Source organism: Nocardia brasiliensis IFM 10847, from assembly GCF_000710915.1.
Lineage (GTDB): Bacteria > Actinomycetota > Actinomycetes > Mycobacteriales > Mycobacteriaceae > Nocardia > Nocardia brasiliensis_A.
This window is the reverse complement of record NZ_BAUA01000146.1, coordinates 12,507-25,227: the sequence shown is the minus strand read 5'-3', so window position 1 is coordinate 25,227 and position 12,721 is coordinate 12,507. Positions and strand designations below refer to the sequence as shown.

General features: G+C 69.0%; 15 protein-coding genes. 6 read left to right on the top strand and 9 right to left on the bottom strand.

Going from position 1 to position 12,721, the window contains the following annotated elements; all coding sequences use genetic code 11:
- Positions 1-20 precede the first annotated feature (20 nt).
- Entirely contained in the window at positions 21-857 is an 837-nt protein-coding gene (locus tag NBRGI_RS27880) for an IclR family transcriptional regulator (protein WP_029900173.1), read from the bottom strand.
- 113 nt (positions 858-970) lie between these two features.
- On the opposite strand from NBRGI_RS27880, the gene NBRGI_RS47690 reads away from it, so the two are divergent.
- Positions 971-1,153 (top strand): hypothetical protein, encoded by a 183-nt coding sequence (locus NBRGI_RS47690; RefSeq protein ID WP_200882229.1) that lies wholly within the window; start codon positions 971-973, stop codon positions 1,151-1,153.
- Here the strand turns inward: NBRGI_RS47690 and NBRGI_RS48480 are convergent.
- Positions 1,150-1,398 carry a three-helix bundle dimerization domain-containing protein gene (locus tag NBRGI_RS48480; protein ID WP_162483027.1) on the bottom strand — a complete coding sequence of 83 codons (249 nt, stop codon included), beginning with the start codon at positions 1,396-1,398 and terminating at the stop codon, positions 1,150-1,152. The genes NBRGI_RS47690 and NBRGI_RS48480 overlap by 4 nt on opposite strands.
- Before the next feature lie 150 nt (positions 1,399-1,548).
- On the opposite strand from NBRGI_RS48480, the gene NBRGI_RS27865 reads away from it, so the two are divergent.
- From NBRGI_RS27865 to NBRGI_RS27855, 3 genes are all read left to right on the top strand, one after another.
- Complete coding sequence (locus NBRGI_RS27865; RefSeq protein WP_029900171.1) at positions 1,549-2,031, top strand: nuclear transport factor 2 family protein; 483 nt, start codon at positions 1,549-1,551, stop codon at positions 2,029-2,031.
- A 20-nt stretch (positions 2,032-2,051) separates the two neighbouring features.
- Positions 2,052-5,165 (top strand): ATP-binding protein, encoded by a 3,114-nt coding sequence (locus NBRGI_RS27860; protein WP_029900170.1) that lies wholly within the window; start codon positions 2,052-2,054, stop codon positions 5,163-5,165.
- Positions 5,166-5,246: 81 nt separating this feature from the next.
- Positions 5,247-5,885, top strand: coding sequence for an MBL fold metallo-hydrolase (locus NBRGI_RS27855; RefSeq protein WP_029900169.1), 639 nt, complete (start codon positions 5,247-5,249; stop codon positions 5,883-5,885).
- Positions 5,886-5,927: 42 nt separating this feature from the next.
- Here NBRGI_RS27855 and NBRGI_RS48550 read toward each other — a convergent pair whose 3' ends face one another.
- The 4 genes from NBRGI_RS48550 to NBRGI_RS27835 form a co-directional block, all read right to left on the bottom strand.
- Positions 5,928-6,104 (bottom strand): DUF6011 domain-containing protein, encoded by a 177-nt coding sequence (locus tag NBRGI_RS48550; RefSeq protein WP_014984330.1) that lies wholly within the window; start codon positions 6,102-6,104, stop codon positions 5,928-5,930.
- A 72-nt stretch (positions 6,105-6,176) separates the two neighbouring features.
- Positions 6,177-6,956 carry a DUF2071 domain-containing protein gene (locus NBRGI_RS27845; RefSeq protein ID WP_235211129.1) on the bottom strand — a complete coding sequence of 260 codons (780 nt, stop codon included), beginning with the start codon at positions 6,954-6,956 and terminating at the stop codon, positions 6,177-6,179.
- Positions 6,957-7,069: 113 nt separating this feature from the next.
- Entirely contained in the window at positions 7,070-7,324 is a 255-nt protein-coding gene (locus tag NBRGI_RS44315) for a hypothetical protein (RefSeq protein ID WP_036561186.1), read from the bottom strand.
- The gene (locus NBRGI_RS27835) at positions 7,321-7,899 is read right to left on the bottom strand and encodes an HNH endonuclease family protein (RefSeq protein ID WP_200882228.1); all 579 of its coding nucleotides are present in this window, start codon (positions 7,897-7,899) and stop codon (positions 7,321-7,323) included. The genes NBRGI_RS44315 and NBRGI_RS27835 overlap by 4 nt, the downstream gene beginning before the upstream one ends.
- A 341-nt stretch (positions 7,900-8,240) precedes the next feature.
- Here NBRGI_RS27835 and NBRGI_RS27830 point away from each other — a divergent pair, with 341 nt between their 5' ends.
- Positions 8,241-9,290 (top strand): aminotransferase class V-fold PLP-dependent enzyme, encoded by a 1,050-nt coding sequence (locus NBRGI_RS27830; protein ID WP_029900165.1) that lies wholly within the window; start codon positions 8,241-8,243, stop codon positions 9,288-9,290.
- A gap of 6 nt (positions 9,291-9,296) precedes the next feature.
- Here NBRGI_RS27830 and NBRGI_RS27825 read toward each other — a convergent pair whose 3' ends face one another.
- Positions 9,297-10,145, bottom strand: a complete 849-nt coding sequence (locus NBRGI_RS27825) for a fumarylacetoacetate hydrolase family protein (RefSeq protein ID WP_029900164.1) — start codon at positions 10,143-10,145, stop codon at positions 9,297-9,299.
- Positions 10,142-11,023, bottom strand: coding sequence for an amidohydrolase family protein (locus NBRGI_RS27820; RefSeq protein ID WP_235211128.1), 882 nt, complete (start codon positions 11,021-11,023; stop codon positions 10,142-10,144). The genes NBRGI_RS27825 and NBRGI_RS27820 overlap by 4 nt, the downstream gene beginning before the upstream one ends.
- A 41-nt stretch (positions 11,024-11,064) precedes the next feature.
- Between NBRGI_RS27820 and NBRGI_RS27815 the strand changes: the two genes are divergently transcribed.
- Complete coding sequence (locus tag NBRGI_RS27815; protein ID WP_029900162.1) at positions 11,065-11,733, top strand: FadR/GntR family transcriptional regulator; 669 nt, start codon at positions 11,065-11,067, stop codon at positions 11,731-11,733.
- A 65-nt stretch (positions 11,734-11,798) separates the two neighbouring features.
- On the opposite strand, the gene NBRGI_RS27810 is transcribed toward NBRGI_RS27815, so the two are convergent.
- Positions 11,799-12,719 (bottom strand): aldo/keto reductase, encoded by a 921-nt coding sequence (locus NBRGI_RS27810; protein WP_029900161.1) that lies wholly within the window; start codon positions 12,717-12,719, stop codon positions 11,799-11,801.
- Positions 12,720-12,721 lie beyond the last annotated feature (2 nt).

Below are 12,721 nucleotides of genomic sequence, written 5' to 3'. Positions count from 1 at the left end.
CGGTGCGGGTACCGGGGTGCTCAGCGCCAGCGGGCGTGGCGGGGGAACAGGGAGCGGCCCGCCTCGTGGGCTACTTCGATGAGGACGCGGGCTAGGCGGGTGGTGTCGAGGGACTTCCGGTCGCCGTCGAGGTGAGCGGAGAGGGAAAGGGCGGCTACGGCGGCGCCGCGGCCGCGGATCGGGACGGCGACACAGGCGATGCCGGCAACCGACTCTTCGTTGTCGACCGCCACGCCCTGCCGCTGCCGGATCTTGCCGAGCTCGCGATGTAGATCGGTTCTGTCGCAGATGGTTCGGGCGGTCAGCTGAGGTAGTCGATCGCGCAACGAGGTCTCGACGATGCTCGGTTCCAGCGAGGCCAGCAGCGCCTTGCCGAGCGCGGTGCTGTGCGCGGGCATCCGGCCGCCGAGCCGGGTCGGGACGTTCGCCGCGAACCGGCCGCCCGCCTTGTCCAGGTAGAGCACTTCGCGTCCGTCCAGCACACCGAGATGCCCGCCCATGCCGGTGCGTTGACAGAGGTCGTGCAGCAACGGGCTGACCACGTCCCGAATCTCGTTGTGGTCGGCGGCGAGTCCGCCGAGCTCGAGCGTGCGCAGGCCGAGCCGGTAGCCGCCCGGTGCGTGCGCGAGCCAGCGCAACCGGATCATCTGGTCGAGGATGCGATGCACGGTGGAGCGCGGCAGGCCGGTGCGCTCGGACAGCCCGAGCAGGGTCAGGGTCGGCGTAGAGCCGTCGAAAGCGTCCAGTATCAGCGTCATTCGCTCGATCATGGACACCGGCGGCCGGGCGGCGGGCGCCGGCACCGATCCCGTCCACAATGCTCCGGACTCGGGATGGGGCACCGCCTCGACCGTCATAGCTCACCTCCACCACGTGCTCGCCTAGAGCTTAGAAGTACATCTATTAGGCATGTGCGTTTCCGGCACACCACTTTGTGTCGCCCATCACAGTGCCTCGAGCCAGGCGGTCGGTGAAATCCCGGAAACTACGGAGACGACTACGGATCTTTCAGCCGCGCCCATACGCCGACCCGCGGCACGCGCTGATCCAGGAGTTGCTCGACGGTCCGCGCACCGGGGCCGAACTGGCGGAGGCCCTCGGCCACATCTCCACCGGCGGCTGTATCACCATCGTCGCCGAGGTGTTGCGCTAGCTGCGCTGACCGACCAAGGCGTACAACCATTCTCGCGTATAGCGCTCGGCGAGCAGCGGCAGGAAATTGTCGATCGTGGCGTGCTCGGCGACGTGTTCGTAGGCCGAATGCAGGGATTGTTCGATGGCCTCGTCGGCGACGAGGCCGTCGAATTCGTCTGCCAGCCGGACGGCGGCGGCATGCAGGGCGACTGCTTGGTCGAGGGCGAGATCAGTGGGACGGACCGAGGTGACCGGACTGTGCACGGCGGACTCCTGTGTGGTGGTGCGGCATTCGGCACGGTGAGCGCATGCGCTGGCGCGCCCATGCCTCATCACACCGAGTACCCAGTGGGCCGCGGCGGACACCCGGCGCCGGTTGTTGTCTGCGACGTACGCCCGTGCCACGCTGGTGCCATGGATCTCGACGCCATAGAAGCCGTCCGGCAGCTCAAGTATCGGTATTTCCGGACCCTCGATCTCAAACAGTGGGACGAGTTCGCCGACACCCTCACCGTCGATGTGGCCGGGCGCTACGGCACGCACGCGCTGGGGGAACCGCTCGTCTTGGACGGCCGCGTCGCGGTCACGGACTTCATGCGCGAAAATCTCGGCCCCACCGTCGTCACGGTCCATATCGCGAATCACCCGGAGATCACCGTCGACGGGAAAACCGCCGTCGGCTCTTGGGCTTTCGAGGACACGGTGCTGGAGACCAAGTACGGCCTGAAAATTCGCGGCGCGGGCTACTACACCGATACCTACCGGCGCGACGACGACGGTCAGTGGCGGATCGCCTCGACCGGCTATCAGCGCATCTACGAATCCATGCAGTCGCTCGTCGACACGCCGAGTTTCCAGCTGCTGACGAACATGTGGGCGGCACCGGCTCCGCAATAGCACCGCCGAAGGAGGCAGGCGTGCCGGCAGCGCGGCTGATCGGCCGGGACCATCACGCGGCACTGCTGCGCGAGGAGTTACGGCGCACCACCGCCAGTCATGGCGGGTTGGTGCTGGTGACCGGCGAGGCGGGCATCGGCAAGACGGCGTTGCTCGGCGAGGTCGTCGGCGGCCTGGACCCGCGCGACGCGCTCGTGCTGACCGCTACGGCCTGGAGTGGGGACGGCACCCCCGGCTTCTGGCCGTGGGTACAGGTGCTGCGCGGTTTGCGCCGCGCCGCGACACCCGAGCAGTGGGCCGCGGTGGACGCCGCCGCGGGTAATGCGTTGTCCTTCTTGATCGGTGACCCGGGCCTTCCGAAAGCGCCGCAGGGCGCGCTGTTCCGCATCGCCGACGCGGTGACCGAGGCCCTGGTCACCGCCTGCGCGCTGCGCCCGGTGATCGTGGTGATCGACGACCTGCATCGAGCGGATCCGGAATCGCTGACGGTGCTGGCGTTCGTCGCGCGACACTCGTGGTTCGAGCGACTCACCATCGTCGCGGCCGCGCGGGACAACGACATCGACGTGGCGGGCCATCCGCTGCGAGAAGTGTTCGGCGAGTTGACGACTGCGGCGCGACTGATCGAGCTGACCGGACTACCGGTCGAGCACGTCGCCGAGTTCGTGCACGAGACGACGGGCACACGCGCGCCGGACGAGATCGCCCGCACGGTGCACACCCTCTCGGGCGGCAATCCGTTCCTGGTCGAGCAGGCGGCCCGCCTGTGGCAGGCGGGCAGCGCACTGGACACGCTCACCCCCGGCGTGCGCGAAACGCTCGACGCGCGACTGACCCCGCTGCCCGCCGCCGCGCTCGACGTCCTGACCACCGCCGCACTCGTCGGCCGGGAGTTCGCCGCGCAGGTGGTGGCCGCCGGTTCGGGTCGCGATCTCGGCGAGGTGCTCGACCTCGTCGCACTCGCAGTGCGCGCCAGGCTGCTGACGACGCCGGGCCCGGACCGTTACGCGTTCGTGCACGACCTGGTGCGGGAGAATCTGATCGCGCGGATCGGCGACACCGAGGCCAGGAAGCGGCACGCGGCCGTGCTCGGCGCGCTCGAACGGCTGCCCCGGGAGGTGTCCGGGGCGACCCCGAGCGATCTCGCCCATCACGCCTATCTGGCGGCCGACGCGATCGACCCGCAGCGCACGCTGCGCTATCTGCTGGACGCGGCCGCGGACGCCTGCGGCCGGCTCGCGGCGGGCGAGGTCGCCGTCCACTATCGGCGCGCCCTCGCCCTGCTCCCCGCGGACCAGGCCGAGCTGCGCGGCACCGTCGGATTGGGGCTGGCGGCGGCGCAGAGCGGTGCCGGCGAACTCGCCGCGGCGCGGCGCACTTACGAGGCTTTGCTGGCAACGGCCAGAACCTGCGCGGCCGCCGAGCTGTTCGCCGAGGCCGCCCTGGGGCTGCACGAACTCGGGATGCCGGATCCGGAGCATCAGGCCGAGCGCGAGATCGCCCTGATGGATCAGGCGTATCGCATGCTGCTCGCCGAACGCCCGCCCTCCGACCCGCTCGCGGTCCGGGTGCGCGCCGCGGCGACCCGGGTGCGGGTGCACACGGGACGGGCGCGGCACGCCGCGGCCGAGCACGTCAGCGCCGAAACCGTCCGAGCGGCACGTGAATCCGGCGACGACACCGCCCTCGCCTCGGCCCTGCTCGCGCGGCACGACGCGATCTGGCAGCCCGGTACTGCGGCGGAGCGTCTGTCGCTCGCCGGCGAACTCGCCGCGATCGGCCGCCGCGAACACGGCGATGAACTCGAATTACAAGGCGCGCTATTGCGTTTCACGGCGTTGCTGGAACTCGGCGATCCCGCGGCACATATCGAACTGGCCGCCTTCGGCGCCCACGCGGAGCGGGCCCGATTGCTCCGGTTCCGTTTCATCGCGCTGTCACGCACCGGCACACTCGCCACCCTGACCGGGCGATTCACCGACGCGCGCATCGCCATCGACGAGGCGTACACGCTCGGCGAGCGGCTCGGCGAGGTCGATCTGAGCCCGCTCTGGCTCGAACAACGCTGGGCGCTGGCGCTGCTCGCGGGCGATCTGACGCAGGCCGAGGCGTTCGTCGACCGGTATCGCGACACCGCCGTCGCGTATACCGCGGTCCCCGAACTGATCACCGCCGCTCGCCGCCGCGACCTCGACCGGGTGCGCGGCCTGGTCGGCGATATCCAAGCGATGTACGAATTGCACCCGCGCCACTTCCATCCGTCCATCCTGGTCGCCCAGGCGTATGCCGCCCTCGTGCTGGACGATCCCGAACTGCGCGAGACGGTGCGCGCCAGGCTGATTCCGCTGGCCGCCTGGTGGGCGGTGGTCGCGGGCGGCGGCGCGGTCTACGGCCCGTACTCCTACTGGCTGGGCCGTCTCACCGCGGCCGCGGGTGACCACCCGGCCGCCGTCGAATACCTCACCGCGGCCGCGGATTCGGCGCACAAGTTACGGGCGCGGCCGTGGGTCGACGCGGCACGGCAGCAGCTACACCTGCTCTCGCACCGCGCACAACCCGCTTCGCGCGCGCCGATCATGCTCGCGGACAACGAGTTCCGGCGCGACGGCGACGTCTGGACGCTACGCTTCGCCGAGCGGACCGTGCACCTGCCCGACGCCAAGGGGCTACGCGACCTGCACGTGCTGCTCGGCCACCGGGACAGCGACATCCCCAGCCTCGAACTGTTCGGCACCACCGATCCCGGCGCGGTGGTGCAGGCCGCCAAGTCCTTCGGCGCCGACCCCGTGCTCGACGACCAGGCGAAGGCCGCCTACCACCGGCGCCTGACCACCCTCGATGCCGAAATCGACCGCGCGGTCACCCTCGGTCGTGACGACCGCGCCGCCGAACTGGATCGGGAGCGTGCGGCGCTGCTGGACGAATTGCGCCGCACCGCGGGCCTGGCCGGACGCACCCGTCACCTCGGCGACGACGCCGAGCGGGCGCGCAAAACCGTGTCCGCCCGGGTGCGCGACACCCTGCGCCGGATCGACCGGATCCATCCGGAACTGGCCGAACACCTGCGCGCGACCGTCTCGCTCGGACTGGTCTGCCGGTACCAACCACAGCGCGACATCAGCTGGCGGCTGTGAATTCGCGTCGCCGCGATCTAGCGCCGCGAGATCGGATCTCGCGCCTTCCGGGTGACAGACCACGCACGGAAGGAACAGACGATGCACCAGATCACCGCGAATCTGTGGGAGACCGAGACCTTGAGCCCCTTCCCCGGGTTGAACACGCACGCCTATCTCTGGACCACACCCGACGGGAACGTGCTGTTCTACAACACCACGCGCACCGAGGAGTTCGACAAGATCGCCGAACTCGGCGGCGTCGCCCAGCACTACCTCAGCCACCGCGACGAGATCGCCTCGTCGCTCGCGCTCGTCCGCGAACGCTTCGGCGCGCAGTTGCACATCCACCGCGCGGACGCGGGCGAGGTCACCGTCACCACCGTCGACGATCCGTTCGACACCCGGCACACCGCGATCGCCGGACTCGAGGTGATCCCGACGCCCGGCCACACCGCGGGCAGCGCCTGCTATCTCGCGATGATCGACGGCAAACGCCATCTCTTCACCGGTGACACCCTGATCCTCGGCGAGAACGGCGCCTGGTGGGCCGGCTACATCGAGGGCCACAGCGACCGCGACACCCTGCTCACCACCCTCGACCTGCTCGCCGCCCTCACTCCGGACGTCGTCGTGTCCAGCGCGTTCATGAGCGACAAGGGCGTCATCGAACTCGACCGCCCCTGGGCAGAGTGCGTCGCGGAAGCCAAGCGCGCCTTGCTCGCCGGCGCCGAGGCATAACGGCGGCAGCTGCTCCCTGGCCGGGGCCGCCTGTCGCCCCGGTCAGGCTGCGATGTCGAACAGGGTCAGTTCTCGGTTCGCGCGTTGTTCGGCACGTTCGCGAACGGCACAGGTCGGCCCGATGCCCTGGGCTACCGAATCGGCCGAGACGAGCCAGCCGTGGCAGCGGCGGCAGTGTGTGACGAGTCGGACCGTGGCACGGTCGTCGGTGTCGGCCATATCGTTCCCCTCCGGCCGTCGAGCGCTGGTACTTCCCCAGCGTGACACGGGGGTCCGACAAACTGGGACGTACTACCGGTTCCGGCCCCGCGCGGCGAGGGGCAATGGTGCGAGGGGGTGCCAGGTGACCGGCACGTCGCGCATGAGCAGCGCACCGTCGAGTTGCGCGCTGCCGGGCGGGAAGACTTCCGCGTCATCGAAGAACGTGGAGTGCACCGCGGCGACCTCGACCGGCTCGACCTGCCATGCGTCCGTGCGCAATTCGAGTCCGGCGAGCTCGGCTCCGCCGCGGGTCGCGGAGTACCCGGCCGAGCCGCGACGGAAGAACTCCGAAGCCTGCGCCAGATCGGCGAACAGCTCGCTGCCCGGCCACCCTGTCGTCCGCCGGACGTCCACGTGCACTTTCGTGGCCGAGTCCCGGCTCGCGAAGGCCACCTGCACATCGTCGGCGGTCTCGCGCACCCGGAACCGTGCGTGCTCGTGGTCGCCCGGAAAGAGCCGACCGCCGACCAGCACGTTGAGCACCGAGCCGGTGTCACGGCGTGGGATGTAGACCCCCGTCCCGCGTCCGCCCGGACCGTCCCACTCGACCGCGACCCGATGCGCCGCGTTCTCGCTGCGCAACCCGACCCAGCGTGGCAGCCCGCTCGGCCGCAACTGCCCGAGCCGGATCAAACAGATCCCGGCGACCGCCCACTCCCCGACCAGTTGCGGGCGCAAGGGCGCGGGCAGCACCCTCGCGATGACGGCCGGGTCGACCCGGTAGTTCACCAGCAGCCGTCGCTCGATGACACCGGACAACTCCGGGAACCCGCCCCGCACCGTCGGCAGCTCAACATCTCTCGTCCACACGAGAACAGCGTCTCAGCATCCACTAATCGAGTCAAGACTCTTCTAGTAAATGCTCAAACTATCGTGATCAGCGCAGGTGAGAACCTGATCTTGCTGCCTGCAAAGAAGACTGCCTACTGTTCGGGCCCGAGGTATTTGGCTACCAGTTTGGTGTGGTAGATCGGGAGTTCGGTGGGCGAGGCGAGGTGTTCGGCGGCTTCGCTGATGGTGTACCACTCGTCCGCGCCCGCGTAGCGGGTCTGTGCGGTGGCTTGGCCGGACTCGGTGACGGTGGAACGGATCTCGACCTCGCCGGTGATGACGCCTACTTCGTCGGTCATGATGCCGCCGGGGGCCGCGGTGAGGGTAGTGGTCATTTCGTTGCTCATGAAGCACATCCGTTCAGGAGTTGTTGCAGAGCGTTCTTTTCCGCCTGCTGCGCGGAAAGCTGCCAGGCCGACTTCGAGGCGATCCATATCTTCGCATAGGTGCAGCGATAACCCGTGGCGGGCGGTAACCACTGGGACGGATCCTGATCGCCTTTGGATCTGTTCGACGACGCCGATACGGCAATGAGCTGTGGGTGATTCAGGTCATTGGCGAAATCCTGGCGCCGCTGCGTGGTCCATTCGGAAGCACCCGAGCGCCACGCTTCGGCCAGCGGCACCACGTGGTCGATATCCACCGCGCCGGGATCGGTCACGGTCACACTGTCGTAGGGCGAATACCAGGAGCCGGCGGTGGGATAGCAGTCCGCGCCGACTTTCACGCCGGTACCGTCGCGCATCAAAACGGTTTCCCTGGTTGAACATTGGCCGGAGACGGTGATCCAGTGCGGAAACTTGTCCCGCGAGTATCCGGTCATCGCCCCCTCCGGCGCGACGGCGATCCCGTCCAGCATCGACTGCGCCGTGGCCTTGGTCGGGATATTCGGCGGCGTCGCCGACGCCACACCCGCGGCCAAAGCCGTCGAGGTAATTCCTGCGGCGACAAGGGAAATGCCGACCAGGTATCGGTTGAATCGTTTCTCGGTTCGCATGCGCCAACGATCGCCGGGAATTACTTGGCGCGACCGATGACAGGCCGCGGGCGTGCGGCGAATTCACCCATCTTTCACACAGGTTTCGACGGTGCGCCGATTCGGCGAACGGCCGAATTACCCAACAGGACAACATGACACAGAACGGTCGAATACACGAAAGCGGATTCCGCCGACCAATCGGGACGTACCGGCGCGCCCGCGATCGGTCCAGTTTCGGGACGCTGGTGCTGGACGGGTCGGGCGCGACGGCGCAGGCTACCGGTATGTCCTCGCTTGCGCCCGAAGAGTTCTCTCCCGAAGTCACCTACCTGAACACCGCCTCGTACGGGTTGCCGTCGGAGCGCGCGCTGGCCGCGGTACGGGATGCGAGTGCCCGATGGGCGGCCGGCCGGGGCGGGCCGATGACGCAGGACCACCTGGTGCCCGAGCTGCGGACCGCCTACGCCCGGCTGCTGGCGGGTGCGACCGCGGACGATATCGCGCTCGGCAGTGGTGCGGGCCCGCTGATCGGCCCGGTCGCGGTCGCGTTGCCGTCCGGGGCCGAGGTCCTGGTCGCCGAAGGCGAATTCTCCTCTGTCACCATGCCTTTTCTGCATCGCGGCGATCTCCGGGTGCGGACGGTGCCGCTGGAGCGCCTGGCCGAGGAGGTGCGCGCGGAGACCGCACTCGTCGCGGTGAGCGTGGTGCAGTCCGCGGACGGACGCACCACAGACCTGTCCACGCTGCGCGCGGCGACCGATGCCTACGGCGCCCGGTTGCTGGTGGACGCCACGCAGGCGGCGAGCTGGCTGCCGCTGTCGTTCGCCGACGCCGACTACTGGGTGTGCGCGACGTTCAAATGGCTGATCGGCTCGCGTTCGGTGGCCTTCTTCGCCGCCGGGCCGGAGGCGACCGAGTCGGTGCGTCCGGTCGGGCCGAGCTGGTACGCCGCCGAGGATCGGTGGGCGGAGCTCTACAACCCGGTCGCCTTGCCGAAGACCACCCGGCGCTTCGACTCGACCCCGGACCTGCTCGGCATCATCGCGGCGACCGCGGGCATCGCGCTCATCGAGGAACTGACCGTCGAGCGGATCGGCGCGCACGACCTCGCGCTGGCGGACCGTTTCCGCGCGGGGCTCACCGAACTGGGCCTCGACTACGTCGCCAAGCAGTCCCCGATCGTCACGGTGCCCGGTGCGGGCGAGGTGCAGGCGCGGCTGGAAGCCGCCGACGTCATCACCTCCGCGCGCAACGGCGGCCTGCGTTTCTCGTTCCATCTGTACAACAGCGCCGACGACGTGGACCGCGCGCTGGAAGTTCTTGCGACGAAATAGGTTTCATCACCCCGCGGCACGACAGCGCTGTCCGGCCCTGCCGATGCCCTCGATCTCGACCTCAACCAGGTCACCGGCGCGCAGGTACGGGTAGCGGCCGGACAACGCCACCCCGGCCGGTGTGCCGGTGTTGATGATGTCGCCCGGTTCCAGCACCGCGTACTGCGACAGATGCCAGACCAGATACGCGACATCGAAGATCAGGTCCGCGGTGGTGGAGTCCTGCCGCGCCACGCCGTTGACGAAGGAGCGCAGGCGCAGGTTCGCCGGATCGAGCCGATCGCGCGGGACGAGGGCGGGCCCGAGCGGGTTGAAGGTCTCGCAGCACTTGCCTTTTGACCACTGGCCGCCCGACTCCTCCAGCTGGAACGCGCGTTCGGAGACGTCGTTGGACACCGTGTAACCCGCGACGTAATCCAGCGCCTGCTCGACCGAGTCGAGATAGCGGGCGCGCTTCCCGATCACCACCGCGAGTTCCACTTCCCAGTCGGTCTTTTCGGACCCCTTCGGGATCAGCACGTCGTCGTATGGTCCGATCACCGTGTTCGGGGTCTTGAAGAACACCACCGGCGTCCGCGGCGGCGCCGCACCCGATTCCGCGGCATGGGCGGCGTAGTTCATGCCGATGCACCACACCGCCTGCGGCCGCGCGACGGGCGGGCCGATGCGCTGGCCGTCGATCTCGACGCGAGGTAGTTCACCGGCCGCGAGTGCGGCGGCGGTGGCGGCGATGCCGTCCGCGGCCAGGAATTCGCCGTCGATGTCCCGGGTGAGCGGGGTCAGGTCGTAAGCGTGCGCGCCGTCGACCACCACCGGTCGCTCCGCACCGCGTTCGCCGATGCGCTGCAACTTCATTCGGTGACCCCCTCGGTCATCCAGGTCGGAGCCAGCGGCAATTGATAAGTGCGCCAGGCTACTTCGGTAAGAATCTGCACCCGATCGACCGGATCCAGCGCGGCCAAGGTCGCCAAGGTGGTCTGCCATACGGTTCGATACGACGCGGCGGTCAGCGTGAACGGCCAGTCCCCGCCCACCATCAACCGTCCCGGCCCGAAGACCTCGAGGGCGTGATCGACATAGGGTTGCCAACGCGCGGCGCTGATTTCGCTGCCGGACACCGTCGCGAGGCCGGAGATCTTGGCGATCACGTTCGGCGCGGCCGCCGCGTCGGCGAGCAGGTCGGCCCACGGCTGCCGCGCGCCCGTGGCGATCGGCGGCTTACCGAGATGGTCGAGCACAATCGTCAGATCCGGATGCGCGTGCGCGATCACCGGGACCTGGGCCAGCAGATCCGGCCGCTCGGCGACCGCGTCGAAGACCAGGCCCGCCTCGGCCAGCAACGTCAGGCTGTCCGAAACCTCTGGCCGCAGCAGCCATTCGGGATCCGGATCGCGGTGGATCATGTGCCGGACGCCGACGAACTCCGGATGCGCACGCAGGCGGGGCAGTTCGGCGGCCACCACCTCGGGCCGACGCAGCGGCAGCCAGCCGACCACAGCGGCCGGGTACGGTGTCGCGGCGGCGGCTGCCAGCAGCGCGCGGTTCTCGGCCGCCGAATCCGAAGCCTGCACCAGCACCAGCGCGCCGATCCCGTGCTCGGCGAACTCCGGCTGCACATCCGGTAGGGCGTAGTTGCGGTACAAAACATCGGATGTTTCTGTCAGCCAGTCGTACTCGACGTCGAATTCTCCCCCGTCTACCCGCCAGACATGCATGTGGGCGTCTACAGTCATCGGAGGCATACGTTCACATCCTCGAGGTCGAAGGAAACAGGGTGTCGGTCACCGACGATGCGATAGCGAAGATCAAGGCGATGATCATCTCGGGCGATCTCGAGCCCGGCTCCCGACTGCCCCGGGAAGCCGACCTCGCCGCCGAACTCGGGGTCTCGCGCAACTCGCTGCGCGAAGCCGTCCGCGCGCTCTCCCTGGTGCGCATCCTGGACGTGCGCCAGGGCGACGGCACGTATGTGTCCAGCCTGGAACCCAAGTCGCTGCTGGACGCGATGAGCTTTCTGCTCGAATTCCACCAGGACGACTCGGTGCTCGACATTCTCGGCGTGCGGCGCATTCTCGAGCCCGCCGCGACCGCCCTTGCGGCACAGTCGATGTCGGAGGACCAGGTCGAGCACCTGCGCACCCTGGTGGTGCCCGAGCACTCCTCGGTCACGGATCTGGTCGCGCTCGACCTCGAGTTCCACGCCGCGATCGCCGCCGCCTCGGGTAACAAGGTGCTGGCTTCGCTGCTGGAATCGCTGTCCATGCCCACCATGCGGGCCCGGATCTGGCGCGGTATCACCGAGGAAGGCGCGTTCGAGCGCACCGTCGCCGAGCACCGCGGTATCTGCGACGCGATCGCGGCCCACGACCCCGAACTCGCGCACGCGCGCGCCCTCGCCCACGTGGCGGGTGTGATGGAGTGGTTGCGCCGCGCCGCACCCTGACGCGATATTGCGCACCCGCTGCGCGTGCCGGCGCGGGTGTGCGAGAGCAGCGGGCACGCATCGGATCATCCGCGCCCCGCCAACGCACCCCAGAGCTCCTCGGGGACTGGGTGATTCAGCATCGCGACGGTGTCGGCGACCTGGTCCGGGGTGCTCGCGCCGACCACCGTGCGGGTCACCGCCGGGTGCCTGCGCGGGAACTGTAGTGCCGCCGCACGCAGCGGCACTTCGTATTCCGCGCACAGCCGCGCCATCGCACGCGCCTTGCTGATGATTTCGCCGTCCGCCGGGTGATAGTCGAAGGTGGCCCGACGCTGCGGATCGGCCAGAATGCCGCTGTTGAGCACCCCGCCGACCAGCACCCGGATGCCGCGCCGGCCGCATTCCGGCAGCAGCTCGGCTTCTGCGCCACGATCGAGCAGGGTGTAGCGACCGGCGATCAGCACATGATCGATCGGAGCTTCGCGGACGAAGCGCAGCGCGAGATCGACGAAATTGACGCCGATCCCGATACCGGAGACCAGGCCTTCGTCCCGCATCCGCACCAGCTCGGGCACCGCCGCCGAAAGCGCCTCCGGCTGATGATCTTCCGGATCGTGGATGAGCAACAGATCCACCCGGTCCAGGCCCAACCGGGTCAGCGAGTCCTCCAGGGACCGGCGGACGCCCGACGCCGAATAGTCCCGCCGCCGGGAGCGTTTCGGGGCGCCGTAGAAGCCGTCGGCGCCATCGGCGGCCTGCGGATCGTCGTAGAGCAGCCGACCGACCTTGGTGGACACGGTGAATTCCGCGCGCGGACGGGTGCGCAGGAATTCGCCGAGGCGTTCTTCGCCGCTGCCCACACCGTAATGCGGTGCGGTGTCGAAGGATCGGATGCCCGCGTGCCACGCGGCGGACAATGCGGCGTGCGCGTCCGCAGGGTCCACCGCCCGGTACAGCCCGGCGTATCCCGCGCCGCCGAGCACGATGTCCGTCAGATCAGTCATGA